The 26,094-nt window shown below is 67.4% G+C and carries 25 protein-coding genes and 2 riboswitches; of the genes, 11 read left to right on the forward strand and 14 right to left on the reverse strand.

Annotated features, from left to right (window positions below; all coding sequences use genetic code 11):
* Positions 1–188: 188 nt before the first annotated feature.
* Positions 189–1,046, reverse strand: coding sequence for a TraB/GumN family protein (locus ACZ1JS_RS01070; protein ID WP_465167322.1), 858 nt, complete (start codon positions 1,044–1,046; stop codon positions 189–191).
* Between the two features lie 124 nt (positions 1,047–1,170).
* Here ACZ1JS_RS01070 and ACZ1JS_RS01075 point away from each other — a divergent pair, with 124 nt between their 5' ends.
* From ACZ1JS_RS01075 to ACZ1JS_RS01090, 4 genes are all read left to right on the forward strand, one after another.
* Entirely contained in the window at positions 1,171–2,037 is an 867-nt protein-coding gene (locus ACZ1JS_RS01075; RefSeq protein ID WP_465168601.1) for a glycine--tRNA ligase subunit alpha, read from the forward strand.
* A complete protein-coding gene (gene glyS / locus ACZ1JS_RS01080) occupies positions 2,034–4,262 on the forward strand; it encodes a glycine--tRNA ligase subunit beta (RefSeq protein ID WP_465167323.1) in 2,229 nt (742 codons plus the stop codon). Before ACZ1JS_RS01075 ends, glyS begins: the two co-directional genes overlap by 4 nt.
* A gap of 101 nt (positions 4,263–4,363) precedes the next feature.
* The gene (gene ppdK, locus ACZ1JS_RS01085) at positions 4,364–7,024 is read left to right on the forward strand and encodes a pyruvate, phosphate dikinase (RefSeq protein ID WP_465167324.1); all 2,661 of its coding nucleotides are present in this window, start codon (positions 4,364–4,366) and stop codon (positions 7,022–7,024) included.
* 7 nt (positions 7,025–7,031) lie between these two features.
* Complete coding sequence (locus ACZ1JS_RS01090; RefSeq protein ID WP_465167325.1) at positions 7,032–7,226, forward strand: hypothetical protein; 195 nt, start codon at positions 7,032–7,034, stop codon at positions 7,224–7,226.
* Between the two features lie 40 nt (positions 7,227–7,266).
* On the opposite strand, the gene ACZ1JS_RS01095 is transcribed toward ACZ1JS_RS01090, so the two are convergent.
* Entirely contained in the window at positions 7,267–7,875 is a 609-nt protein-coding gene (locus tag ACZ1JS_RS01095) for an NAD(P)-dependent oxidoreductase (protein WP_465167326.1), read from the reverse strand.
* 50 nt (positions 7,876–7,925) lie between these two features.
* On the opposite strand from ACZ1JS_RS01095, the gene ACZ1JS_RS01100 reads away from it, so the two are divergent.
* Complete coding sequence (locus ACZ1JS_RS01100) at positions 7,926–8,375, forward strand: winged helix-turn-helix transcriptional regulator (RefSeq protein WP_465167327.1); 450 nt, start codon at positions 7,926–7,928, stop codon at positions 8,373–8,375.
* A 30-nt stretch (positions 8,376–8,405) separates the two neighbouring features.
* Here ACZ1JS_RS01100 and ACZ1JS_RS01105 read toward each other — a convergent pair whose 3' ends face one another.
* From ACZ1JS_RS01105 to ACZ1JS_RS01140, 8 genes are all read right to left on the reverse strand, one after another.
* Positions 8,406–8,951, reverse strand: coding sequence for a hypothetical protein (locus ACZ1JS_RS01105; RefSeq protein ID WP_465167328.1), 546 nt, complete (start codon positions 8,949–8,951; stop codon positions 8,406–8,408).
* A 73-nt stretch (positions 8,952–9,024) separates the two neighbouring features.
* Positions 9,025–10,017, reverse strand: a complete 993-nt coding sequence (locus ACZ1JS_RS01110; RefSeq protein ID WP_465167329.1) for a type II secretion system F family protein — start codon at positions 10,015–10,017, stop codon at positions 9,025–9,027.
* Positions 10,018–10,021: 4 nt separating this feature from the next.
* Positions 10,022–10,999, reverse strand: a complete 978-nt coding sequence (locus ACZ1JS_RS01115; RefSeq protein ID WP_465167330.1) for a type II secretion system F family protein — start codon at positions 10,997–10,999, stop codon at positions 10,022–10,024.
* 16 nt (positions 11,000–11,015) lie between these two features.
* Positions 11,016–12,296: a pilus assembly protein CpaE gene (locus tag ACZ1JS_RS01120; RefSeq protein WP_465167331.1), complete on the reverse strand. Its 1,281-nt coding sequence runs from the start codon at positions 12,294–12,296 to the stop codon at positions 11,016–11,018.
* A complete protein-coding gene (locus ACZ1JS_RS01125) occupies positions 12,296–12,961 on the reverse strand; it encodes a CpaD family pilus assembly lipoprotein (RefSeq protein WP_465167332.1) in 666 nt (221 codons plus the stop codon). The genes ACZ1JS_RS01120 and ACZ1JS_RS01125 overlap by 1 nt, the downstream gene beginning before the upstream one ends.
* 11 nt (positions 12,962–12,972) lie before the next feature.
* The gene (locus ACZ1JS_RS01130) at positions 12,973–14,634 is read right to left on the reverse strand and encodes a type II and III secretion system protein family protein (RefSeq protein WP_465167333.1); all 1,662 of its coding nucleotides are present in this window, start codon (positions 14,632–14,634) and stop codon (positions 12,973–12,975) included.
* Complete coding sequence (gene cpaB / locus ACZ1JS_RS01135) at positions 14,634–15,683, reverse strand: Flp pilus assembly protein CpaB (protein WP_465167334.1); 1,050 nt, start codon at positions 15,681–15,683, stop codon at positions 14,634–14,636. Before cpaB ends, ACZ1JS_RS01130 begins: the two co-directional genes overlap by 1 nt.
* A gap of 44 nt (positions 15,684–15,727) precedes the next feature.
* A complete protein-coding gene (locus ACZ1JS_RS01140; protein WP_465167335.1) occupies positions 15,728–16,201 on the reverse strand; it encodes an A24 family peptidase in 474 nt (157 codons plus the stop codon).
* A gap of 46 nt (positions 16,202–16,247) precedes the next feature.
* Between ACZ1JS_RS01140 and ACZ1JS_RS01145 the strand changes: the two genes are divergently transcribed.
* From ACZ1JS_RS01145 to ACZ1JS_RS01160, 4 genes are all read left to right on the forward strand, one after another.
* Complete coding sequence (locus ACZ1JS_RS01145; RefSeq protein WP_465167336.1) at positions 16,248–17,207, forward strand: alpha/beta fold hydrolase; 960 nt, start codon at positions 16,248–16,250, stop codon at positions 17,205–17,207.
* Positions 17,204–18,295, forward strand: a complete 1,092-nt coding sequence (locus ACZ1JS_RS01150; protein WP_465167337.1) for an NAD(P)/FAD-dependent oxidoreductase — start codon at positions 17,204–17,206, stop codon at positions 18,293–18,295. The genes ACZ1JS_RS01145 and ACZ1JS_RS01150 overlap by 4 nt, the downstream gene beginning before the upstream one ends.
* A gap of 75 nt (positions 18,296–18,370) precedes the next feature.
* Positions 18,371–19,948: an aldehyde dehydrogenase (NADP(+)) gene (locus ACZ1JS_RS01155; protein WP_465167338.1), complete on the forward strand. Its 1,578-nt coding sequence runs from the start codon at positions 18,371–18,373 to the stop codon at positions 19,946–19,948.
* 72 nt (positions 19,949–20,020) lie between these two features.
* On the forward strand, positions 20,021–20,164 hold the full coding sequence (locus ACZ1JS_RS01160; RefSeq protein ID WP_162235335.1) for a hypothetical protein: 144 nt from the start codon (positions 20,021–20,023) through the stop codon (positions 20,162–20,164).
* A 396-nt stretch (positions 20,165–20,560) separates the two neighbouring features.
* Here ACZ1JS_RS01160 and ACZ1JS_RS01165 read toward each other — a convergent pair whose 3' ends face one another.
* Genes ACZ1JS_RS01165 through ispH form a run of 4 tightly spaced genes read right to left on the reverse strand, consistent with a single transcriptional unit; the run spans position 20,561 to position 23,578 of the window.
* The gene (locus ACZ1JS_RS01165) at positions 20,561–21,226 is read right to left on the reverse strand and encodes a spermidine synthase family protein (protein WP_465167339.1); all 666 of its coding nucleotides are present in this window, start codon (positions 21,224–21,226) and stop codon (positions 20,561–20,563) included.
* On the reverse strand, positions 21,223–21,675 hold the full coding sequence (gene rnhA, locus ACZ1JS_RS01170; protein ID WP_465167340.1) for a ribonuclease HI: 453 nt from the start codon (positions 21,673–21,675) through the stop codon (positions 21,223–21,225). The genes ACZ1JS_RS01165 and rnhA overlap by 4 nt, the downstream gene beginning before the upstream one ends.
* Complete coding sequence (thrB, locus tag ACZ1JS_RS01175; RefSeq protein ID WP_465167341.1) at positions 21,672–22,625, reverse strand: homoserine kinase; 954 nt, start codon at positions 22,623–22,625, stop codon at positions 21,672–21,674. Before thrB ends, rnhA begins: the two co-directional genes overlap by 4 nt.
* Positions 22,625–23,578 (reverse strand): 4-hydroxy-3-methylbut-2-enyl diphosphate reductase, encoded by a 954-nt coding sequence (ispH, locus tag ACZ1JS_RS01180; RefSeq protein WP_465167342.1) that lies wholly within the window; start codon positions 23,576–23,578, stop codon positions 22,625–22,627. Before ispH ends, thrB begins: the two co-directional genes overlap by 1 nt.
* 180 nt (positions 23,579–23,758) lie before the next feature.
* Here ispH and ACZ1JS_RS01185 point away from each other — a divergent pair, with 180 nt between their 5' ends.
* Entirely contained in the window at positions 23,759–24,409 is a 651-nt protein-coding gene (locus tag ACZ1JS_RS01185; RefSeq protein ID WP_465167343.1) for a hypothetical protein, read from the forward strand.
* A gap of 215 nt (positions 24,410–24,624) precedes the next feature.
* Positions 24,625–24,713, forward strand: a riboswitch (glycine riboswitch).
* A riboswitch (glycine riboswitch) is annotated at positions 24,714–24,822 on the forward strand.
* A 62-nt stretch (positions 24,823–24,884) separates the two neighbouring features.
* On the forward strand, positions 24,885–26,090 hold the full coding sequence (gene gcvT, locus ACZ1JS_RS01190; protein WP_465167344.1) for a glycine cleavage system aminomethyltransferase GcvT: 1,206 nt from the start codon (positions 24,885–24,887) through the stop codon (positions 26,088–26,090).
* Positions 26,091–26,094: the final 4 nt, after the last annotated feature.

Below are 26,094 nucleotides of genomic sequence, written 5' to 3' on the forward strand. Positions count from 1 at the left end.
GAGTTCGGGGCGAAAGGCAAGACGTGCCGCCCTGCTTCCCCCAGTTCCCCGTTTGCTTCGAGCGGAGGTTCGAGCCTGTCGAGAACCGTAGTCGAGAAGGGTGCGCCCCAAGAGAGGTGTTCTCGACGGACGCTTCTCGACAGGCTCGAAGCTGCTCGAACCGAACGGTTGCAAATGGGGGAAGGCTGCTACCGCACCCGCTCCACCGTCACCCCCATCGCCTGCAACCGCGCCTGCACGCTCCCCGGCCCGGTCAGATGCCCCGCGCCGACCGCGACGAAGCGGGTGCCGGGCTGGCGCATCCACTTGCCGATCGTCCGCGCCCATGCCGCGTTGCGCCGCTCCAGCAGCGCGGTGCGGACCGCCGGGCCGGCTTCGGCCATGTCGCCGGCGAGCAACCGGTCGAGCGTGGCGACGTCGCCCTTGCTCCACGCGGCGACGATCCGGTCCATCGCCGGCACCGGATCGGGATCGTCGAGGACGCGCGTGAGCATCGTGCGCTGCGCCGGTTGCGGCAGGGCGGCGAAGATGCCGAGCTGGCCGTCGAGCGTCTCCAGCGGTTCGATCGTCGTCCCGCTGCGATCGGCGAGCCGGGCCAGCAGCGTTTCGGGGGCGGGGACGGGACCGTAGCCGGCGCGGGCGAGCGGTTGCGCCGCGAGCGTGGTGGCCGCGAACCAGGGGTCGGTCGCGTCGAACGCCTGTGGCGGAAAGCCGAGTTCGTGCGCGCGGCGTCGCAGGCGCCGGTCGAGTTCGGGCGGCAGCGGGGCGGGGCGGACCGGCGCGACCTTCACCAGCGCCTGCGTCATCGCCTCGGGCGTGACCGGTTCGATTTCGAGGGTCAGCACGTCGCTGTCGGCAAAGGCTTTTGCGACCGGACCGGTCAGCCATGGCGTGCGCGCACGCAACTGATGCACCGTGCCGAACAGCCAGATCGTCGTGTCGGCATCGCGCGCGACCCACAAAGCCGGGGTGAGCGCCGCCGGGGCCGCGATCGGACTGGCCAACAGCAGCCAGCACAGGAGGGCGAGGAGCGAGCGGGCGAACATGCCCCCGGCTTAGCGGGCCGGAGCGCCCGGCGGCAACCTTGACCCGTGCTCCACCCAAGGGCTAGGCGCGGAGGCTCTTGCACCAATAGGCGAAACCATGTCCGCCCCGCTCAGCTTCCAGAAAATGATCCTGACGCTCCATGAATACTGGAGCGATCGGGGCTGCGTCATCCTGCAACCCTATGACATGCGAATGGGGGCGGGGACATTCCACCCGGCGACCACGCTGCGCGCACTGGGGCCCGAGCCGTGGAATGCGGCGTTCGTCCAGCCTTCGCGCCGACCGACCGACGGACGCTATGGCGAGAACCCGAACCGGTTGCAGCATTATTATCAGTATCAGGTGATCCTGAAGCCTTCGCCGCCGGATCTGCAGGAACTGTATCTCGGGTCGCTGGCGGCGATCGGGATCGACTTCACGCAGCACGATATCCGCTTCGTCGAGGATGACTGGGAATCGCCGACGCTGGGCGCATGGGGGCTTGGCTGGGAAGTATGGTGCGACGGGATGGAAGTCACCCAGTTCACTTATTTCCAGCAGATGGGCGGGTATGACTGCAAGCCGGTCGCGGGCGAGCTGACCTATGGGTTGGAGCGGCTGGCCATGTATATCCAGGACAAGGACAGCGTGTACGACCTGGCGTTCAACGACGCGGGCGTCACCTATGGCGACGTGTTCCTCGAAAACGAGCGGCAGATGTCGAAATGGAATTTCGAGGTCGCCGATACCGATAGCCTGTTCGATTTGTTCAAAAAGGCGGCGGCCGAGTGCGAGAATGCGTTGGCCGCGGACGTGCCGATCGCCGCCTATGAACAGGCGATCGAGGCGAGCCATGTCTTCAACCTGCTGAACGCGCGCGGGGTGATCTCCGTGGCGGAGCGGCAGGCCTATATCGGGCGGGTGCGCGATCTGGCGAAGGCGTCGTGCGCGAAGTTCATCGAGACGCAGACGCCGATGTGGCAGGCGAAGTTTCCGGGGTGGGTGGCATGACCGATTTCCTGCTCGAGCTGCGGTCGGAGGAGATTCCGGCGCGGATGCAGGCCAAGGCCCGCGAGGACCTGCAAAAGCTGTTCGTCGGCGAACTGGGCAAGGCCGGGATCGCGGCGGGGCGGATCACGACCTATGCGACGCCGCGGCGGCTGGTGCTGATCGCGCACGACCTGCCCGAGCGGACCGAACCGGTGCGCGAAGAGGTGAAGGGGCCGCGCGCCTCCGCCCCGCCGCAGGCGCTGGAAGGGTTTCTACGCAAGACCGGGCTGACGCGCGAGGCGCTGACCGAGCGCGACGGCGTGTTGTTCGCGGTGACCGAGGTACCGGGGCGCGAGACGGCGCAGGTGCTGGCCGCGGCGATCCCGGCGATCGTGCGGGCCTTTCCATGGCCCAAGTCGATGCGCTGGGGCGCGGCGTCGCTCAGCCCGGAGTCCCCACGTTGGGTACGGCCGTTGCAGGGCATCGTCGCGCTGTTCGGCAGCGACGTGGTGCCGTGCGAGGTCGCGGGGGTGACGAGCGGGGCGGTGACGCTGGGCCATCGCTTCCACCATCCGGGCGCGATCACCATCGGGTCGGCGGCGGACTATGTCGAGAAGCTGCGCGCCTGCCACGTCATCGTCGATCAGGACGAACGCGCCGCGATCATCGCGGTGGGGGCGAAGATGGCGGCGCAGGGGGCTGGGCTGACGCTGGTCGAGGATGAGGGGTTGCTGGCGGAGAATGCCGGGCTGACCGAATGGCCGGTGCCGTTGATCGGGCGCTTCGACGAAGCGTTCCTCGCCGTGCCGCCCGAGGTGATCCAGCTGACCGCGCGGGTGAACCAGAAATATTTCGTGTGCCGCGATGGCGATGGCAAGCTGGCGAACGCGTTCGTCTGTACCGCGAATATCGATGCGGCGGATGGCGGCGAGCGGATCGTCGCGGGCAACGCCAAGGTGCTGGCGGCGCGGCTGTCGGATGCGAAATTCTTCTACGAAACCGATCTGAAGACGCGGCTGGAGGACCAGTTGCCGAAGCTCGAGAAGATCGTGTTTCACGAGAAGCTGGGCACGGTCGCCGATAAGGTCGAGCGGGTCGCGAAGCTGGCGCGGTGGTTGGTGGAAAGCGGCGTCGTAAAGCCCTCTCCCCCTTGGGGGAGAGGGTTGGGAGAGGGGGTGTCCACTGCGGCCCCGGCTCTAGCGGACAAGCCCCTCTCCCCGACCCTCTCCCCTGAAGGGGAGAGGGAGAAACTGGCTGACATGGCCGAGCGCGCGGCAAGGCTCGCCAAGGCCGATCTGGTGACCGGCATGGTCGGCGAGTTCCCCGAATTGCAGGGGCTGATGGGCGGCTATTACGCCGCCGCGCAGGGCGAATCGGCGGAAGTCGCCGAGGCCGTGCGCGATCATTACAAGCCGGTCGGGCAGGGAGATGACGTGCCCACCGCACCGGTAACGGTTGCAGTGGCGTTGGCGGACAAGCTGGACAGCATCGTCCAGTTCTTTGCGGTCGGGCTGAAGCCGAGCGGATCGAAGGACCCGTTCGCGCTGCGCCGGTCGGCGCTCGGCGTGTTGGCCTTGCTGCTCGACAATGGCGTTCGCGTGTCGCTGTCGAAGGCGACGGCGGCAGCGGGCGCGACCGCGCATGAGGATGTGGTCGACTTCTTCGCCGATCGCCTCAAGGTCCAGCAGCGCGAGGCGGGCGTGCAGCACGACCTGATCGACGCCGTGTTCGCGCTGGGCGGCGAGGACGATCTCGTCCGTCTGCTCGCGCGCGTCCATGCGTTGCAGGCGTTCGTCACGACCGAGGACGGTGCGAACCTGCTTGCCGGGTACAAGCGTGCGGCGAATATCTTGAAGAAGGAAGCTTCGGGGACCAGCAAGCACATCCCCGAAACCGGCGAGGAAGATCCGCTGGCCGAGGTCGAGGATCCCGACTTCGCGCCGATCGTCGCCGAATATGCGCGGACCGAGCGCGAGAAGCGCGACTATGACCGCGAGCCGGCGGAAGCCGCACTGATCGCGGCGCTCGATGCGGCCGAACCGCAGGCGCAGACGGCGATCGCGGCCGAGGATTTCGCCGGGGCGATGGCAGCGCTGGCGTCGCTGCGCGCGCCGATCGACGCGTTCTTCACCGACGTGACGGTCAACGATGCCGACCCGCACAAGCGCACCGCTCGTCTCGCCCTGCTGGCACGGGTGCGCGATGCGGTACACCGCGTTGCCGATTTCTCGAAAATTGAGGGCTGACCTGTCGGTTTAACCCGTTTAACGGGACGTAAGGGCGACGCCCGATCGAATCAGATACCCCGACGCGGGACCACCCGCGCGGAGAGCATGGGGAACGAGCAATGACGCAATATGTCTATCGCTTCGGCGGCGGGGTTTCGGACGGCGGATCGGGCGACAAGGTGTTGCTGGGCGGCAAGGGCGCGAACCTTGCCGAAATGGCGTCGATCGGATTGCCGGTGCCGCCGGGCTTCACCATCGCGACGACGATGTGCACCCGCTATTACGAGGAGGGCGAGACCTTCCCGGAAAGCGTGCGCGACGAGGTGAAGACCGGCATCGCCCATATCGAAGGCGTCACCGGCAAGCGTTTCGGCGACGCCACCGACCCGCTGCTGGTGTCGGTCCGTTCGGGCGCGCGGATTTCGATGCCGGGCATGATGGACACGGTGCTGAACCTCGGCCTGAACGACCAGACGGTCGAGGGGCTGGCGACCGTGTCGGACGATGCGCGCTTCGCCTGGGACAGCTATCGCCGCTTCATCCAGATGTATTCGGACGTGGTGCTCGAACTCGACCATGGCCGGTTCGAGGAAGCGCTGGAGATCGCGAAGGAAGATCGCGGCTATTATCTCGACACCGACCTGACCGCCGACGACTGGCGTGCGCTGGTCGCGCAGTACAAGGACATCGTCGTCGAACTGTGGGGCAAGCCGTTCCCGCAAGACGTACACGATCAGCTATGGGGCGCGATCGGCGCGGTGTTCGGATCATGGCAGGCGGATCGCGCCAAGGTCTATCGCCGGTTGAACGACATCCCGGGCGACTGGGGCACGGCGGTCAACGTGCAGGCGATGGTGTTCGGCAATATGGGCGACACCTCCGCGACCGGGGTGGCCTTCACCCGCGATCCGTCGACCGGCGACAATGCCTATTATGGCGAATTCCTGATCAATGCGCAGGGCGAGGACGTGGTCGCGGGGATCCGCACGCCGCAATATCTGACCACCGCGGCGCGGACGGCGGCGAACGCCAAGCCGCTGTCGATGGAAGAGGCGATGCCCGACGCCTATGCCGAACTGGCGGCAGTGTTCGACCGGCTGGAGCGGCATTACCGCGACATGCAGGACATCGAATTCACGGTGCAGCAGGGCAAGCTGTGGATGCTGCAGACCCGGTCGGGCAAGCGCACTGCCAAGGCCGCGCTGAAGATCGCGGTCGACATGGCTGAGGAAGGGTTGATTTCGCGCGAGGAAGCGATTGCCCGCGTCGATCCGCAGGCGCTCGACCAGCTGCTGCACCCGACGCTCGATCCGAATGCGGCGCGCGACGTGCTGACCAAGGGGCTGCCGGCCTCGCCGGGGGCGGCCAGCGGTATCGCGGTGTTCGACAGCGATACGGCGGAACGGCGTGCCAATGCCGGCGATGCGGTGATCCTGATCCGCACCGAAACGTCGCCGGAGGATATTCACGGCATGCACGCGGCGCGCGGCATCCTGACCGCGCGTGGCGGGATGACCAGCCACGCGGCGGTCGTCGCACGCGGCATGGGTCGGCCGTGCGTGTCGGGGGCGGGGTCGATCTCGATCGACGCCAAGGTGGGCGTGATGAAGGTCGCGGGGCGTGAGATTCGCGAAGGCGATATCGTCACCATCGACGGCGCGACCGGCGAAGTGATGGCCGGCGCCGTCGCGACGGTGCAGCCCGAACTGGCCGGCGATTTCGGGACGCTGATGGAATGGGCCGATGGCGTTCGCCGCCTGAAGGTGCGGACCAACGCCGAGACCCCGCTCGACTGTCGCACCGCGCGCGATTTCGGCGCGGAGGGCATCGGGCTGTGCCGCACCGAGCATATGTTCTTCGAACAGTCGCGGATCACCGCCGTGCGGCAGATGATCCTGGCCGAAGACGAAGCCGGACGCCGCGCCGCGCTCGACCGGTTGCTGCCCGAACAACGCAGCGATTTCGTCGAGATTTTCGAGGTGATGGTCGGGCTGCCCTGCACCATCCGCCTGCTCGACCCGCCGCTGCACGAATTCCTGCCCCATGCCGAGGCCGAGTTCGCCGAAGTGGCGCAGGCGGCGGGAATCGAGGTCGAGCAGTTGAAGCGCCGTGCGGCCGAGCTGCACGAGTTCAACCCGATGTTGGGCCATCGCGGCTGCCGGCTGGGCGTTACATACCCTGAAATCTACGAGATGCAGGCCCGCGCCATCTTCGAAGCGGCGGTGATCGTCGCGGAGAAGTCGGGCGAGGCCCCGATCCCCGAGGTCATGATCCCGCTGGTCGGCACCAAGCGCGAGCTGGAGCTGATGAAGACGGTCGTCGACAAGGCGGCGCAGGCCGTGTTCGCCGACAAGGGGCGGACGATCGAGTATCTGGTCGGCACGATGATCGAACTGCCGCGTGCCGCGCTGAAGGCCGGGGAGATTGCCGAGGCCGGGCAGTTCTTCTCGTTCGGGACCAACGATTTGACCCAGACGACGCTGGGTGTCAGCCGCGACGATGCCAGCCGCTTCCTCGGCGTCTATGTCGAAAAGGGCATTTACGCGCGCGACCCGTTCGTCTCGATCGATGTCGAGGGCGTGGGCGAGTTGATCGAACTGGCCGCCGAGCGTGGCCGCAAGACGCGCCCCGACATCAAGCTCGGCATTTGCGGCGAACATGGCGGCGATCCGGCGTCGATCGCCTTCTGCGAAAAGGTCGGGCTCGACTATGTGTCGGCCAGCCCGTACCGCGTGCCGATCGCCCGGTTGGCGGCGGCGCAGGCCGCGTTGCAGAAGTGAGAAGCGTATGACGAACGATGCGGCACGGGTCACGAAGGACGGCTATGACCGTATCGGCCCGTTTCACCCGGCGTTCGTTTGGGGCGCGGTGATCGTGTTCGACCTGATCGTCGTGCTGGCGCTGCTGCTGGCAATCACCAAGATCGGCGACAAGGTCGAGGATGTGGTGTTCCCCGGCGGTCCGGAGTGGGTGACGTTCTGATCGCTACCCGCCCCGGCCGGAACCGGGGCGGGTGGCAACTTCAATAGGCGGCGGTGAACCGGGCGCGGGGGTGGCGATGCGCCTCCAGTTCGTCGACCATTGCAATGGCATAGTCGGCGAAGCTGATCCGGCTGACCCCGGCATCGTCGGCGAGCAGGGTATCGGTACCGAGCCGGTACTGGCCGGTGCGCTCGCCCGCCTCGAACAGCGCGGCGGGCGAGAAGAAGGTCCAGTCGATATCCTCGACCGAGCGCAGCGCGTCGAGAAAGGCGATGCCGCCCATCGCGAACGTGCGCCATTCGGCCGGGAAGTCGGGCGAGTCGATCAGCCGAACGCCGGGTGCGACTTCGAGGCTGGCGGCGCCGCCGGTAACGAGCAGTCGACCGACCCCCGCCTGGCGCAGCGCCGTGAGCAACGTGTCGGCGGTGACGTCGAAATGCAGCGCGCTGATGACGGCGTCGGTGCCCGCGATCAACGTCGCGAGCTTCGCGGGATCGTGCGCATCGCCCGCCATTCGCGTCACCTGCGGCAGATCGGGGATTGCGTCCGGCTTGCGCGCGATCGCGCGGATTTCATGCCCCCGACGTGCCAGTTCGCGGACGATTTCGGATCCCGCATTGCCGCTCGCGCCCAGTACCGCAACCTTCATATCAAGTCTCCAGTGGTAACCAATGGCGACTAGGTGCTATGCCGATACCGATGACGCAAGACGGTACTTTTCCGATACCCGGTATCCTGACGGAAACCGCCTTTCTGAAGGGCGATGTGTTCGCCGCCGATTGTCCGACGCGGCTGTTGCTCGACCGGGTCGGCGACAAATGGAGCGTGCTGATATTGTTGTTGCTGGGCGAGCGGCCGTGGCGGTTCAACGACCTGAAGCGGCGGATCGCAGGCGTTTCGCAGAAAATGCTGAGCCAGACGTTGCGGACGCTGGAACGCGACGGGCTGGTGACGCGGCATGTCATCGCGACCAAGCCGGTCAGCGTCAGCTATGCGATCGCGCCGCTGGGCGGCGAACTGATCGATGCGTTGCGGGCGTTGATGACCTGGTCCGAACAACGCATCGGCGCGGTGACGGCTGCCCAGCAGGCCTATGACGCGCGCGAGGCGATGGCCGCGTCGAACTGCGCGACGCCGGACCAGTCGTAAGCCGACCGATGATATTCCAGTCGCTACGCCTTAACCCCAGCGGCCATGGTGATCGTCGTCGCGCCCTTCGCGCAGCATCGCCGCCTGTTCGCGCCAATGTTCGGCGTCGATGGTGCCGGGGCGCAGGCGCAGATCATCCTCCAGCGCGCGTTCGTCGGCTTCGCTCAATCCCTCGATCGCGCGATAGGTCTTGATGCCGCGCTGGCCGAGGGCGTGTTCGAGATCGGCGTCGATGCCCCGGATACGCGACAGATTGTCGCGGCCCCAGCCGAAGAAGCCGCTGCCATGGCCGGTGCTCGCCGCCACCCCGGTCGCCGCTGCGGCGGTGGAGGCAGTCGTCGCGGTGGTGCGTTCCTTCAGCAGACGGTCGCGTTCCGCCTCGACCTCCTGCAACCGGGCATCGCGGGTCTTCACGTCGTTCGCGACCTCGGCGCGATACGCCTTGTGCGCGGCTTCCTCGTCACGGAAACGCTGCTTCCATTTCTTGCCGCCCGAAGAGGACGCGAGGCCGAAGAACCAGCCGGCGAGGAGGACAAGCGCGAGAACCGCGAATTGGGTCGGCGTCTGGAACAGCATGTGCGGGCCCCTTCGGTGATTACGGGGCGACAACGGTCGGGCGGGGGCGGCGTTCCGCCGCCGCCCGGCCGCGCTATTTGCTGAACGCGTCGCTGATGCTGCAGGCGGCGGGGCCGAGGATGACGACGAACAGCGTCGGCAGGATGAACAGGATCAGCGGTACGGTCATGATCGCGGGCAGGCGGGCCGCCTTCTCTTCGGCGCGCATCATGCGCTCGTTGCGGAATTCGGCGGAAAGGACGCGCAGCGCGCTGGCGAGCGGGGTGCCGTATTTCTCGGTCTGGATCATGGTCGTCACCACGCCCCTCACCGCATCCAGATTGATGCGCAGCGCAAGGTTTTCGAACGCCTGGCGCCGTTCGGTCAGGAATCCCAGTTCAATCGCGGTAAGCGAGAATTCCTCGCCCAGTTCGGGATAGGCACGGCCCAGTTCGCGCGAGACGCGGGTGAAGGCGGCATCGACGGTCAACCCGGCCTCGGCACAGATGACCAGCAGGTCGATCGCGTCGGGCAGACCTTTGCGGATCGCGTCCGAACGTTTGGTGATCCGGTTCTTGAGATAGATATCCGGCGCCTTGTAGCTCAGGATCAGCGTGCCGGCGACGAGGGCATAGGCCTTGAGCGGTGACCAGTCGGCGAAACTGTCGGTGCCATAGACGATGTAGATCATCGGCAGGCCGAACAGGATTGGCAGCATCAGCCGGCCGAAGATGACGGCGACCGCCCAGTCCTTCGACCGGATGCCGGCCTGCATCAGTTTCAGTTGCGCCGCCTTGAGCTGCGAATCCTGCAACACCTTCATCGAGACGAGCAGTTCGCGGATGCGGTCGGTCGCCTCGTTCTTCTGCACCAGCTTGGCGCGGCGCTTGCTGGTCGAGGCGGTGATGCCGGCCTTGAGCTGTTCGCGACGGTCGTTCAACGCCTTGACCCGGCGGGCCATCGGATCGCGAACCGATGTCGCGACATAGATGGCGACCAGCATCGACAGGACGGCGATGCCCGACAGGATCGTCGCGACGCTGGCGGCGTCGAAACCGAATATGGACGAGGCGGGGCCAGTCAGCATCGCATCAAATCTCGAAATTGACCATTCTGGACATGATGAACGCGCCGATCGCCATCCACAGCACGCCGCCCGCGCCGATCATCATCAGCCGCGGATCGACGAAGAAGCTTTGCATGTAGCGGCCGTTGATGGTCCAGATCAGTGCGAAGACGATGAACGGCAGCGAGCCGACGATATAGGCCGACGCCTTGGATTCGGACGACATTGCCTTGATCTTCAGCTTCATCTGCGCGCGCTTGCGCAGCACGTCGGCGAGATTGGCGAGCGTTTCGGCAAGGTTGCCGCCGGTTTCGCGCTGGATGGCGATGGTTATCATGAAGAACTGGAATTCGGGCGTGCCGAGCCGGTCGGCGGTTTCCTGCAACGCGGTGTCGAGCGTGCGGCCAATCTTCATCCGGTCGCTGACCATGCGGAATTCCTCCCCGACCGGCCCATCGATCTCCTGACCGACGACGGTGATCGTCTCGGTGATCGGCAGGCCGGAGCGCAGTCCCCGGACCAGCAGTTCGATCGCGTCGGGGAATTTCGCGGTGAAGCGGGTGATGCGGCGCTTGATGAAGTAGCTGACGACAAGATGCGGCAGGCCGAGCCCGACCGACAGCGCCATCAGCAGCGCCAACAGGAGCGGCAGCCCTTCAAACCACAGATATCCGAACAGGATGATGGTCACACCCAGCGTCGCCTGCCCATATTGGGCGAGGGTCCAGTTGCGGCCGGTACGTTGCAGCCGCAGTTGCAGACGTTCGACATTGGGAAGCAGCCGGGCGGCGGCACGGTCGCCGCGCGTCGTATTGCGGTTGCCGATGCGGCGCATCTGCGCCTCCATCGCCGTCGTGCTGGCGGAGGAGGAATGGCGTTCGCGCACGGCGAGCAGCCGGCGGTTGCGGGCGCGTTCGCCCGACGGACCCGAAAAGGCGAGCGCGAGCATCGCCAGTGCGAGCAGCGCGCCCATGCCCAGGAGCAGGATCGGCAGGATCGCCATCGCCGCGCCCGCGCCCCTATTTCTTCGCCTTGACCGGCAGGCGCGCGCGCAGCTTGGCGAGCTTGCCGACCAGCGATGTTCCACCCTTGCCGGAGTCGGCGGCGGCACCGTCGTCCTGGTCCTCGGTCAGGCGGCACAAATGGCGCGCCAGATCGGCCAGCGGCGCGATGGCGCGATTGCCCTTCGCCGCTTCGGCCAGCGGCTTGCCGAGCTTGGCCGACTGTGCCGCCAGCTTGCCGTCGAACGCCATGGCGAAGTCGAGCTTGCGTTCGATCGACCCTTCGAAATCCTTGCGGCTGATCTCCTGCGCGCCCGCGGGATGGACGCGGTTGGCGAACAGCACGACCTTTACATGCGGGGCGTTGGAGCGGAACCACGACAGCAGCCGGATGGTGTCGCGTGCCGCCGCCAGCGTCATTTCGGTAACGATGACCGCGGTCTGCACTTCCTCAATCAGATGCGGATGATTGACCAGCATCGTCCGCGGTAGGTCGACGATCGTGCATTCGAACGCGTTCCGCATCTCCTCCTGCAACTGGTAGAAGGCGCTGCCATCGGTTTCGATCGGGGCGTTGATCGGCGCTTCGGCGGACAGCACCGACAACCGCTCGCCCGCGCGCACCATCGCGCGTTCGATGAACAGCCCGTCGATGCGGCTGGGATTTTCGATCGCGTCGGTGAGACCGCGGCCGGGTTCGAGGTCGAGCGCCAGCGCGCCGGTGCCGAAATGCACGTCGAGGTCGAGGAGCGCAGTGCTCCGCTTTTCCTGCTCGCCCATCAGCCACGCGAGCGATGTCGCCACGGTCGATGCACCCGCACCGCCGCGCGTGCCGATGACCGCCGTCGCGCAGTGCGGGCGTTCGACGGTCGCTTCGACCGCCTTCGGCGCGTTGAGCAGCGCATGCGCCTGCAGGATCGAATCGCGCACCATGTCGGGATGCAGCGGCTTCAGCAGATAATCGTGGATGCCGCTGGCGACGAGGTCGCGGTACAGGCGGACGTCGTTGACCTGGCCGGTGGCGATCACGATCGTGCCGGGTTCGCACACCTCGGCCAGACCGTTGATGTCGTTCAGCGGATCGCCCGATTCGGACAGGTCGACGAACAGGACGTTGGGGCTGGTCGAGACCGCCAGCGTCTGCACCGCGTTGCGAAGGCCGCCTTTCAGGACCTTTTCGATCGGCCAGCCATGTTCGCTGGCGACGGTACGCAGCGTGTCGGCGGAAAATTCGTCGCAGACAAAGGCGACGAACGGTTCGCGCTGTGTCGTCTTGCCGAGGGAGAAGGGTGCGTTCATCAGTTGCTGCTCCCACCCGATCCGCTGCTGCCGCTGCCGCCGGCGCTGTTGGCGCTGCCGACGCTGTTGCTGACCTGTCCGCCGTTGCCGCTGGGCGCGGCGCGGCGCAGTGCACCGACCGCCTTGCTGTTGACCATCGTGTCGGTGGTGCCCGGCGCCGATTGCCCCAGGACGAGGTCGCCGGGGCGGGCGACCATCGCGGCGAGGTTGGCATTGATGGCGCAGCCGAAATCGGACGAGGTATGGGCGTCGAAATTCGGCTGATAGGTACGCGAGTTGTCGGGGCAGCCCGGTACCGACGCCGTCATGCGCGATACGACGACACGCACGGTGCCCGGCGCGATCGCGCCCGGCGTCGGGGGAACGCTGTCGGCCAGCAACAGCCCGACCCGCGCGGCCTCCGCCGCGACGTCGGCCTGTACCGCGCCGTCACCGCCATCGATGCCGATCTCGTCGCCATAGCGCAGGCGCATCGTTTCCAGCCAGCCGGCGAGGCGGGCACGTTCGCCAGGGGCGAGGCCGCCGGGACCGGCGGCGACGTCGAAGGCATAGGCGGCGCGCGTCACCACCGGCTGATGCACCGATTCGACGCCGCGATTGACGGTGCCGGAACAGCCGGCGACGGCGATGGCGGTGCCGAGTGCGAGGATGCGGAGGAGGGTCATCGAAGCGTGCCTCACTGAATGCTGAAGCCGGGGGCGACCGGTTCGGCCTTGCGGCTGCCCTTGCGCGGGGCGGGCGGGACGGTGTCGCCGGTCTCGGCGGCGGGCGCGACCGGCACCGGTGCGGTCAGGCCGATCGCCGGACGCGCGGGGGCCTGTGGCGCCATGGTCGGCACCGGACGCGGATCCGGGCGACGCTGTCCCTGCAACTGTCCCAACAGCACGCGTTCGATGTCGCCGGGGCTGGAATAGGCATCGGTCGGCAGCGCGATTCGCGACTGGCTGTCGACCGGCTTCACCAGATAGGGGGTGATGACGATGACGAGTTCGGTTTCGTTGCGGCTGAAGCCGTTCGAACGGAACAGCGAACCCAGGATCGGCAGATCGCCGAGGCCCGGCGCCTTCTCGATCGAATTGTCATGGCTGTTGGACAGCAGGCCGCCGATCATCATGCTCTGTCCCGACCCCAGTTCGACCGTGGTTTCGGCGCGGCGGGTGCTGAGCGCCGGGATGGTCGTACCGTTCAGCTGCACCGACCCGGCGGCCGAGAGCTGCGACACTTCGGGCCGGACGCGCAGCGAGATGCGGCCATCGGACAGGACGGTCGGGGTGTAGGCGAGGCTGACGCCATATTGCTTGTATTCGACCGATACCGCACCCAGTCCCTGGGCGATCGGAATGGGGATCTCACCGCCGGCGAGGAACGATCCGGTTTCCCCCGACAGGGCGGTCAGGTTCGGATTGGCGAGCGTCGTCACCTGTCCGATCCGTTCGCCAAGGTCGAGCGCGCCGAGCAGTTCGAGACCGAGGAGACGGCCGGCGAGGCCCAGGGTGGTGCCGGTCGCGCCCTTGCTCGGGAAGCCGAACAGCGTGCTGCCGGGACGCGCGCCGTTGACGTCGACCGGTCCGGTGTTGGTCGGCGTGCCCGGCACGGTCGTGATCGTCCCCTGCCGCCCTTGGGCAACGCCGAACAGGATCCCGCCCGAACTGTCGCGGGAGGTCAGGTTGACACCGATATTCTTGACGAAACTGCGGCTGACCTCGGCGATGCGAACTTGCAGATTGACCTGCAACGGGGTCGCCAGCTTCAGCCGGTTGACGACGCCGACCTTCAGCACCGCGTTCGGATCGGAGGTCGATACGCCCGGGTTGAGCAGGGTCAGCACCAGCCGCTCGGCCTGCGCACTGTCGGCGGGCGAGGCGATGGTGCCGTTCAGCACCGCAAGCTGGCCGACGGTGGTCACGCGGATATCGGCCTCGGGCATCGCCGCCTTGAGCATCCGGTCGAGCGAGGTCAGGTTCTGGCCGACGCGGACATTGGCCGAATAGACGACCGCACCGCTGGCGCTGGTGGCGAAGACCGTCGCCTCGCCATCGGCCTTGCCGAACAGGTGGATCTGGCGCGGGTTGCCGACATACACGTCGGCGACGGTTGGGTTGGAGACCCATATGTCGACGACGCTACCGGGAAGGGTAATGAGTTCACCCTGGCCGATCGAGAGTTGTACGTCGGTGGTCGGCCGTTGCGTGCCGGCGGCGGGCGTGCCGATGCGGGCGGCACGGACGCTGCGCGCATCGGGTGCCGGAGCGGCAGCGGCGGGCAGCGCGGGTCCGGCGACCAGCGCGATCGACAGCGTCGCAGCCAGCGATCGCTGGAACAGGCAGATGACAGGCATTACTTGTTCCCCCCGACCGACAGGTCGGTCACATCGTTGCCGCGGGTGATCCGCACCATCGGACCGCGCGGAGCGGCGCGCGCGGGCGGCGCGCCGGGCGCGGGAGCGCCCGGAAGCGTCATGGTGCCGACGCTGGAGCGGTCGGCATTGTCGGTGCCCTTGCCGGGGACCGAGCTGCGCTGGAACCGCGATACGTCGGCGCCGGTCGAAAAGGTCGATGGGCCATCGAGCGGGCGGCTGGCGATCCGGTCGAGCGCGGCCTTTTCCGCTTTCGCATCGCCATTGGCGGGCAGCTGGACGTCGCCGCTGGCGATCGCTTCCTCCAGTTCGGACTTGTTGTCGGCGATCGAGCGTAGCGACAGCGACAGCGTGCCCACGGTCTGCGCGACCGCGATCTTTTCGGCGATGCGCGGCGTCGCCTCGACGGTGACGGTCGAATAGGTCGATACGACGGTTTGGCCCTGATCGTCGCTGTTCTTGTCGGTGCGCTGGTCGGTCGCGAGCACGCGCAGGTTGCGCAGGAACGTCTCGGACGCCTTCAGCGGCGGACCGTCGCCGCCGCCCTCCACGGTCTGGGTCAGCACGAGGTCGACGCGGTCGCCCGGAAAGACGAAGCCCGCGACCGCGCTCTGCGCCGATACCGGGACGGTCACCGCGCGCATGCCCGGGCCGAGCGCCGCCGCCAGGAAGCCGCGGTCGCCGGGCTTCACCAGCGAGCCCTGGGTGATCGGCTGTCCGGCGGGGATCGCGAAGCGGACGACGGTGCCGACCAGGCTGCGCGATTCGGGCGAGGATTCGAGGAAATAGGCGTTCTCGACCAGTTCCTTCGGCCAAGGCTGAAACCGCAGCGCGGCGGCATCGATGATCGTGCCGACCGGCAGCGCCTTGGTCGCGACCAGTACGCGGGGTCCATCGATCGGCGCTTCGGCAGGCGTGTTCGCAGCCGCGACCGGTGCCGCTGCCCCGGCCATCAGGCTGCGCGCCATCAACGCCGTCAGCGCGGCGATGACCAGTGCGCCGGCCAACAGGAACAATTTGCGTGAGTCCATGACCTCGTTGGCCTTTCAGTTCGTCTGGCCGGTTTGATTCGTGGTCAAAGATGACCGGAATGGGTTAAGATCGGGTTGGCAACTGCCAGCATGCCCGCTAGGGCGATGGCGATACCGTAGGGAATTTCCGGTAGTTGGCGGTCGCGACGCCACCAGCGATCGATCAGGAACAGGATCGTCAGCGCACCGCCGAGCAGCGACATGACCAGCAGCATCGACAGCACGGCACCCGGCGGCAGCCACAGCGCCAGCGCGCCGATCAGCTTCACGTCGCCGCCGCCCATCTGTCCGGCGGCATAGGCCGCGACGAACAGGACGAAGACGGCGAGCGCCACACCCGCCTGCCACGCCATGTCGATGCCGGACAGGTCGTTGCCCCACCACCACAGGGGCGCGAGCAGCGCGATCGCCGCATTCTTCCAATTGGCGATTTCGCGGGTGCGCGCATCCTCGATTCCCGCCGCGGCCAGCAGCAGGACGAGCGCGAAGGCCAGCCACGGAACGAGATTTCCCCCCATGTCGTTAAGACTAGACGTAAGGGGTTGCGAAACCGTAACCGAACCCATGGCCGCCCACGCCCTGTATCGTCGCGCGATTCCCGCCGCCGCCGCCATTACGACATGGCATGCCCCCGATGGCTGGGCGCATCGCCGGTTCGACTGGGGTGCGCCGGCCAATGTCCGCCCGCGCGGGTCGCTGCTGTTCCAGACCGGACGCGGCGACGTGTTCGAGAAATATCTGGAGGCCTTCGCCCATTGGCATGTCCGCGGGTGGAGCATCACCGCCTTCGACTGGCGCGGGCAGGGCGGGTCGGGCCGCTGCACGCTGGCGGGCGATTGCGGCGATATCGACCGGTTCGAAACCTATCTCGACGATCTGACCGCCTTCTGGAACCAGTGGGATGCGGTTGGGCCGCGTGCGATCATCGGCCATTCGATGGGCGGGCATCTGGCGCTGCGTGCCGTGGTAGAACGGCGGATCGACCCGGCGGCGTGCGTGCTGGTGGCACCGATGCTGGGGCTGCGCTCGCCGATCGGGCCGCGCTTCGGCGAGCGGATGGCGCGGGTGCTGGGCGCGATGGGCAGCCCGTTCAGGCCGGCATGGAAGGGCAATGAACGCCCGCACACCATGCGTCCGCGCGAGGCGATGCTGACGCACGACCCGGCGCGCTATGCCGACGAATTGTGGTGGCACAGCGCCAACCCGTCGCACCATACCGGCCCGCCGAGCTGGCGCTGGGTGATCGATGCGTTCCGGTCGACCCGCGAACTGCGCGGCGATCCGCGGCTGGCGGAAACGCGGGTGCCGGTGCAGATGCTGGTCGCCGACACCGATGCGCTGGTCGATCCGCGCGCGGCGATCGAGATTGCCGGGCGATTGCCCGATGTCGAACTGCTGCGCTTCGGTGCGGAGTCGGCGCACGAGATTTTGCGCGAGGCCGATCCGGTGCGCAGCAAAGCCATTGCGGCGATCGACACCTTCCTCGACGCCCGCGCGCCCGCGCCGCACCGGACGCACGCGTGACGCGGCGCCGTGTCGCGATCATCGGTGCGGGGATGGCCGGAGCGAGCCTCGCTGCCGAACTGGCGCCGCACGATGATGTGGTGCTGTGCGAGGCCGAGTCGCAGCCGGGCTATCACGCGACCGGTCGCTCGGCGGCATTCTGGTCGGAAACCTATGGCGGGCCGCTGGTCCAGCCGCTGACGACGGCGTCGGGGCCGCTGCTACACGCCCCGCCCGCCGATTTCGCCGAACGGAGTTTCCTGCGAACGCGGGGCGAGTTGTTGCTGGCGCGCGATCCGGCGGTGCTGGACGCTCTGGCGCAGGATTTCGCGAACAGCGGCGTACCGATCGGACGGCGCGATCCGCATGGCGTGGTGCCGGGGCTGCGCGGCGAATGGCATGCGCTGTGGTCGCCTGGCTGTGCCGATATCGATGTCGGAGCGTTGCATGCCGCCTATCTTGCCAAGGCCCGGCGCAGCGGCGTGCAGCTAAGGTGCGATGCGCGGCTGGCCGGCGTTCGGCGTGTCGCTGACGGCTGGCAGCTCGACACGGCGGCGGGGACCATCATGGCCGATATCGTCGTCAACGCCGCGGGGGCATGGGCGGACGACGTCGCCGCGTTGTTCGGGGCGGCGCCGCCCGGCATCCGCCCCTATCGGCGGACGGTGGTGCAGCTGCGGGTCGATCCGCCGGCATCGCCCGACCTGCCGCTGGTGATCGACGCGGCGGGCGGTTTCTATTTCAAGCCCGAGCCGGGTGGGCGGCTGTGGCTGTCGCCGCACGACGAGACGCCCGACCGGCCGCACGACGTCGCGCCCGAGGAGATCGACGTCGCGCTGGCGATCGACCGGTTCGAGGCAGCGGTCGACTGGCGGGTCGAGGCGGTCGAGCGGCGCTGGGCCGGCTTGCGCAGCTTCGCGCCCGACCGGTTGCCGGTCTATGGGTTCGACAGGGACATTCCCGGTCTCTTCTGGTGCGCAGGGCAGGGCGGCTTCGGCATTCAGACCGCGCCGGCCGCAGCACAGCTCTGCGCGGCGCTGCTTGGTCACTGCGATGTGCCGCAGGGGGTCGACCCGGCTGCCTATTCGCCGCATAGATTGTCGGAGTAATATTCGAGTCGACTTTACGTTAGCGCTATCAATCCCTATCTCCAGCGCCAACGCTATCAGCCCAAGAGGATGCACATGACGATCACCGGCGAACTGTTCCTGGGGTCCAAGCGGGTTGCCCGCGACGATCTGTTCCAGGCCTATGACCCCGCGACCGGCGCGCTGTTCGGCGAAGGTTTCTCGAAGGGCACCAAGGAAGACGCGGAAGAGGCCTGCGCCCGCGCGGCCGAGGCATTCCCGATCTATGCCGCGCTGCCGCTCGAAGCGCGCGCTGGCTTCCTCGACGCGATCGCCGACGAAATCGAGGCGCTGGGCGACGAATTGATCGAGCGCGGCAGCCGCGAGACCGGCCTGCCGACCGCGCGCCTGACCGGCGAGCGTGGCCGTACCTGTGGCCAGCTCCGCCTGTTCGCCAAGGAAGTGCGCGACGGCGCGTGGCAGCAGCTGCGCATCGATCATGCCGACCCGGCGCGTGCCCCGGTGCCGAAGCCCGACCTGCGGCTGCGCACCATTCCGGTCGGCCCGGTCGTGGTGTTCGGCGCGTCGAACTTCCCGCTCGCCTTCTCGACCGCCGGTGGCGACACCGCGTCGGCGCTGGCAGCGGGCTGCCCGGTGATCGTGAAGGCGCATCAGGCGCATCCGGGCACCGCCGAACTGGTCGCGCTGGCGATCATCCGCGCGGCCGAAAAGACCGGCATGCCCGATGGCGTCTTCTCGATGGTTTCGGGATCGGGTCAGGTGATCGGCACGACGCTGGTCGCCGATCCGCGCGTGCAGGCGGTGGGCTTCACCGGATCGCGCAGCGGCGGCACCGCGTTGATGAAGGTGGCGCAGGAACGCCCGCAGCCGATTCCGGTCTATGCCGAAATGTCGTCGATCAACCCGGTCGTGCTGATGCCCGAAGCGCTCAAGAACCGCGGCGAAGCGCTGGCCAAGGGCTATGTCGGGTCGCTCAGCATGGGCGCGGGCCAGTTCTGCACCAACCCGGGTCTGGTGCTCGGCATCGACGGGCCGGAACTGGACGCGTTCCTCGACATCGCGGGCGACGCGCTCCTCGGCACCCCGGCGCAGGTCATGCTGAGCGACGGCATCCACAAGGCGTATGAGGAAGGCCGCGCCAAGCTGGCGTCGAGCCCGGCGGTGACGCTGGTCGGCGAAGGTCAGGAACCGGAAGGCCCGACCCGTGGCCGCGCGGCGATCTTCGCCGTGTCGGGCAAGGACTTCATCGCCGATCCGGCGCATGCGCACGAAGTGTTCGGCATGTCGTCGATGGTCGTGAAGTGCGCGAGCGCCGACGAACTGGTCGAGGTGCTTTCGAAGCTGGAAGGGCAGTTGACCGCGACGCTGCAGATCGACGAGGGCGATTACGAGGACGCGCGGAAGCTGATCCCGGTGCTGGAACGCACCGTCGGCCGCATCCTGTGCAATGGCTGGCCGACCGGCGTCGAAGTGGGCCATGCGATGGTCCATGGCGGGCCGTTCCCGGCGACGTCGGACGGGCGCACGACCTCGGTCGGCACGCTCGCCATCCACCGCTTCCTGCGGCCGGTGTCCTATCAGGACTTCCCGGAAGCGCTGCTGCCGGAAACCCTGCGCGAAGGGAACCAGCAGGGTGCGCTGGCACGGATCGACGGGGCGTGGACGGTCGGCTGATCGTTTCCGAGCTGGAAAGAATGGGGCGGCGGGTCGTTGATCCGCCGCCCCTTTTCGTTTTGGATAGCGCGCATGGACGACGATACGATCATCGATACCCCCGAAGGCCCGAAGCGCTGGGGGGATTGGAAGAAAAAGAACCCGGTGCAGGTGCCTTCGCGGCGGACCAAGGGGAAGGACCTGCCGAACAAGGTGAAGATACGGACGGATGAGTAAGGGGTTTGCCCGGTATTGTTGGTAGGGGAGGTCGTGGATAGGCTCCGACTCGTTCGTCCTGAGTAGCCGCTGAGCCTGTCGAAGCGGCGTATCGAAGGATCGTGAAGGGGTAGGTGCTTCGATACGGGCCTTCGACAAGCTCGGTCCCTACTCAGCACGAACGGCTGAGGTTTTTGTCTCAACCTCCCCCACGCCGTTCGGTTCGAGCAGCTTCGAGCTTGTCGAGAAGCGTCCGTCGAGAACGGGTTGTTTGGGGCTGGCGGGTTCTCGACAAGCTCGAACTGAACGGTGGAGAAGGCGGTTGCCGGTCTGCCACGGCGCCCTCGCGGAACCCCGTTCTCGACAAGCTCGAACCGAACGGGGAGGGGGAAGGAGAGGGTGAGGGTTGAGGAACCCCTACCGCCGCCCGGCCAGCCAGATCACATGCCGCGCGCCCTTGGTCCCCCGCGCCCGCACGACCTGTTCGTCCACCGCATAGCCGCTATCCTTCAACCGCTTGGTGAACGCCGCATCGGCATAGGCCGACCAGATCGCCAGCACGCCACCGACCCGGAGCGAACGCTTCGTGACCTGCAACCCGCGCGTCGAATACAGCTTGTCGTTGCCGGCATGGGTCAGCCCGTCAGGACCGTTGTCGACGTCGAGCAGGATCGCATCCCAGCCGCCCTCCTCGATCGCCCATGCCACATCGCCGACCGCGATCCGCACGCGCGGATCGTCGAGGCAGCCATCGAAGATATGCGCCAGCGGCCCGCGCGCCCATTCGACGATCTTGGGCACCAGTTCGGCGACCACCACCTCGGCATCGGCGGGCAGAATCCTGAGCGCACGGCGCAGGGTAAAGCCCATGCCGAGGCCGCCGATCAGCACGCGTGCGCCTTTCCGTCCCTTCAGATGCGCGCAGCCGAGATCGGCCAGCGCCTCCTCCGACGCCGACATGCGGCTGCTCATCAATTCGTTGCGGTCGAGGACGATCATGAAATCGTCGCCGCGCTGGACGAGGCGCAGTTCGACATTGTCGCCGGGCACCTGGGCGGTGTCGATCAGGACGCGGGGGATCATTGGGTCAGTGCCGCATCGCTGGCGAGCTTGTCGGCGCGCTCGTTATCGGGGTGACCGGCATGGCCCTTCACCCACACCCATTCGATGCGGTGCGGCTTGGCGGCGGCGAGCAGTTCCTGCCACAGTTCGGCGTTCTTGACCGGCTGTTTCGCGGCGGTCTTCCAGCCATTCTTCTGCCAGCCTTTGATCCATTTGGTCAGGCCGTCCATCACATAACGGCTGTCGGTCGACAGGATCACGCGGCACGGGCGCTTAAGCGCCTTGAGCCCTTCGATCGCGGCCATCAATTCCATGCGGTTGTTGGTGGTGACCTTCTCCCCGCCCGACAATTCGCGTTCGCGGCCGTCCGCAGCGCGCAGCACTGCGCCCCAGCCGCCGCGCCCCGGATTGCCCTTGCACGCGCCATCGGTCGCGATTTCCACGCGGGGGAGTTCGGCGGTGTCGGTCATGCGAAGGCGTTCGGGTTCGCGTCGTACCAGTCGAGCCGGCGCAGATAGGCAAGCGGGTCCTTGCGCGTCACCAGCGCGTCGGCGGGCGTGTTGATCCAGTCCCATGCGCGGGTCAGCAGGAAGCGGATACAGGCACCCTTGGCCAGCAGCGGCAGCGCGGCGACTTCCGCGTCGGAGAGCGTCGCCTGCGTCCGGTACCCCGCCAGCAGCGCCTGTCCGATCGCCGGGTCGAGCGGTTCGCCCTTCGCATCGAAGCTCCATGCCGAATGGGTGATCGCCACGTCATAGGCGATGATGTCGGTGCAGGCGAAATAGAAGTCGATCAGGCCGGTGACGCGGTCGCCGAGCATCAGGACGTTGTCGGGAAAGAGATCGGCATGGATCGCGCCGGTCGGCAGATCGGTGGGCCAAGCCGCGACGACCCTGTCGAGCGCCGAGCCGACCCGTGCGCGCAGCCCTGCCTGAATCGAATCGAGTTGCGGCGCGCAATCGGCGAACAGCTTCGGCCATGCCGCGACGCCCATCGAATTGGCGCGCTTCGGCGCGAAGCCGGCAAGACCGCGATGCAGCGCGCCCAGTGCCGCACCGGCGGCGTGCGCCTGTCCGGCGGTCGGATGGCTGACCGAGACGCCCGACAGGAATTCGATCAGACAGGCGGGGCGCCCCTCCAGCGTCTGGATCACCTGTCCCGCGCGATCGGGCAGCGCGCGGGGCACCGGATTGCCCGCGTCCGCCAGCGCGTCGGTCATCGCGAAGAAGAAGGGCAGGTCGGCGAGATCGACCCGTTTCTCGTACAGCGTTAGGATGAAACGGCCGGTGGTGGTGTCGACCAGATAGTTGCTGTTCTCGACCCCCTCAGCAATGCCCTTGGCCGAGATCAGTTCGCCATGGTCGTAAGCGGACAGGAAGCGCGCGAGCGCCTCCGCCGACACCTGCGTATAGACGGCCATCAGGCGGCTTCGAGACCGCGCGGCAGCTTGAACGCGATCGTCTCGCGCGTCATCTCGACCTCGCGCTCGGTCACTTCGAACCGCTCGGCGATGCGGTCGACCAGTTCGCGGACCAGCACTTCGGGGGCCGAGGCGCCGGCGGTGATGCCGAGCGTGCCGACTCCATCGAGCCATTCGAAATCGAGCTCGGCCGCGCGCTGGATCAGGCGCGCGCGCGTGCCCTCGCGCTCGGCGACCTCGACCAGTCGGACCGAGTTCGACGAATTGGGCGCGCCGATCACCAGCATCATGTCGCAGCTCTGCGCGATCGCCTTCACCGCATTCTGCCGGTTCGACGTGGCATAGCAGATATCGTCGGCCTTCGGCGCGACGATGGTCGGGAAACGCGCGATCGTCGCCTCGACGATGGCGCGGGTATCGTCGACCGACAGCGTCGTCTGCGTCAGGAAGGCGAGGTTGTCGGGATCGGCGGGCTGGAGCGCGGCTACGTCCTCGACCGTTTCGATGAGCGTCATCTGACCCGCGGGCACCTGGCCGAAGGTGCCGATGACTTCGGGGTGGCCGGCATGGCCGACGAACAGGATGTGGCGGCCGCTGGCGACCAGCCGTTCCGCCTGGCGATGGACCTTCGACACCAGCGGGCAGGTGGCGTCGAGATATTCGAGCCCGCGTTGGCTGGCGGCGGCGGGGACCGATTTGGGTACGCCGTGTGCGGAGAAGACGACCGGCACGCCGTCGGGCACCTGATCGAGTTCCTCGACGAACACCGCACCTTTCGCCCGCAGCGAGTCCACGACGAACTTGTTGTGGACGATTTCGTGCCGGACATAGACCGGCGCGCCGTGCTTCTGGATGGCCAGCTCGACGATCTGGATGGCGCGGTCGACGCCGGCGCAGAAGCCGCGCGGGGCCGCGATCAGCAGTTCGATGACGGGGCGGTGGATGTCGGTCATGGTCCAAGCGCTTACAGCTTGTTTGAAGGCACGCCAAGCCGTGCACGGTTTGAGGAGCGGGCTGGTGCCGCCTGCCTCGAAAGCGACTCGATTGCTTGCGCGCGCGAAAGCCGGTTCCTATGAAGCGTGCGATCAGGAGGCGCGGCATCGCCGCACCCGTGCATAAGGTATCGTGTTCCCGTGACCCTCCGCAAAACTGCCGCCATTGCCGCCGTCGCCGTTCTGGCTTTGAGTGGATGCAAGCGCACCGGCGAACTCGACGTGACGCAGGGCGTCGGCATTTCGGCGGTGCGATCGGCCTGTCCGGTGGCGGGTGTCCCGGCGGGGACCGGCGACATCACCCTGTTCGACCCGCCCGCCAGCCGCGAAGCAAAGGCGATCGACGTCGTCGCGACACTGACCAATGTGCGCGCCACCTGCGCCGAGGGCACCGACACCATCAACAGCACGCTGACCTTCGACGTGCAGGCGCGCCGCAACAATGTGCAGGGTGCGCGGACCGTGACGCTGCCCTATTTCGTGTCGGTGGTGCGCGGCGGCACGCAGGTCGTGTCGAAGCGGGTGGGACAGGTGACGCTGAACTTCGCCGACGGGCAGGCACGCGCACAGGCACAGGGGCAGGGCAGCGCGATCGTCGACCGCGCCGCCGCGACGCTGCCGCAGGAGACCCGCGACCAGATCAACCGTCGCCGCAAGCCCGGGGATCAGGACGCGGCGGTCGATCCGCTGTCCGATCCGGCGGTGCGGCAGGCGGTACTCGCTGCGACCTTCGAGGCGCTGGTCGGCTTCCAGCTTACCGACGAGCAACTGAAGTACAACGTTACGCGGTAAGGAAATTGGCTCCTTGACGTACCCCCGCGCAGGCGTGGGTCCAGAGCCGAGCAAGAATTGGGTTGCGTATGCTGCCCTGGACCCCCGCCGGCGCGAGGGTACGGGGCGGTCGTGCAAAGGGACGTTTGCCGTCTGTCCGGTTCCATCCCCGCTTTCCCGATTGACTAATCCCGGCCCCCGAGCCAGAGCTTTTGCCATCGACAGGCTTACAGCCGACGCCATGCGCGGGAGAGTGCGGAGCAGTCCGCCGCCGAAGGAGCAACCGCCCCGGAATCTCTCAGGCAACAGGGACCGCGCAACTGGCACAAGATACTCTGGAAAGCGTCGCGGCCGTAACGGCCGGACCACCGAAGGGGTAAGCCGGGCCAATCGCCCGTGCGAAAGCTCTCAGGTTCCGTGACAGAGGGGGCGACGACCGATCCGGCACCCTTGTGCCGTCGGGCGTCGTTGAACCGATTCACGAAGGACTTTGGCGATGAGCGATAGCGCCCCGAACAGCGAACCCGCCCACGAACTGCGCGCCGACGGCAGCGATCCCGTCGAGGAATTGCCGCCGCAGACGCTGCCGCTCGACGCATGGCACCGGGTCAAGGGTGGGCGGATGGTCCCGTTCGCGGGCTATATGATGCCGGTCCAGTATGAAGGCATCATGGCCGAGCATCTGTGGACGCGCGAGAGCGCCGGGCTGTTCGACGTCAGCCATATGGGCCAGTTGCTCATCCAGGGGCCGGATGCGACCGCGGCGCTGGAGGCGTTGCTGCCCGGCGACCTGAAGATACTGAAGCCCGCCAAGATGCGCTATTCGCTGCTGCTCGACGAGCAGGGCGGCATCCTCGACGACCTGATGGTCACGCGGCTGGGAGCGGAGCCGGGCGTGCCGTTCCCGATGGATGCGGCCGAGGGCGGGGACGCCTTCTACATGGTCGTCAACGGCGCGACCAAATATGACGACATCGGTCATCTTCGCGAGCACCTCGCCGACGAGATCACGCTCAACCATCTCGACGACCGCGCGCTGCTGGCGTTGCAGGGGCCGAAGGCAGTCGATGCGCTCGATCGCATCCTGCCGGGTGTCGCCGCGCTGACCTTCATGACCGCCGGCGCGTTCGACTGGAACGGCCATGCTTTGTGGGTCAGCCGCTCGGGCTATACCGGCGAGGACGGCTATGAGATCTCGCTGCCCGAAGATGCCGCCACCGCCTTTGCCGACGCGATCTGCGCCGAGCCGGAGGTGAAGCCGATCGGTCTGGGCGCGCGCGACTCGCTGCGGCTGGAGGCTGGGTTGCCGCTCTATGGCCATGACCTCGGTCCCGATACCACGCCGGTCGCCGCCGATCTCGGCTTCGCGCTGTCGAAGCGCCGTCGTGAGGAAGGTGGCTTTCCGGGTGCTGAGCGCATCCTTGCCGAGCGCGCCGCCGGACCGGAATCGAAGCGGATCGGCCTTATCGTCGAAGGTCGCCAGCCGGTGCGCGAGGGTGCCGAGGTGATCGATGCCGATGGCAATGCCGTCGGCCGCGTCACCTCGGGCGGGTTCGCGCCGAGCGTACAGGCGCCGATCGCCATGGCCTATTGCCCGCCGGCGCTGGCCGAAGCCGGTACCGTGATGCTGCGCCAGCGTGGCAAGGTGCATGCGGCACGCGTCGTGCCGATGCCCTTCGTCCCCCATCGTTACGTCCGCTAAAGGG

Source organism: Sphingomonas sp. BL-S-05 (assembly GCF_055521695.1).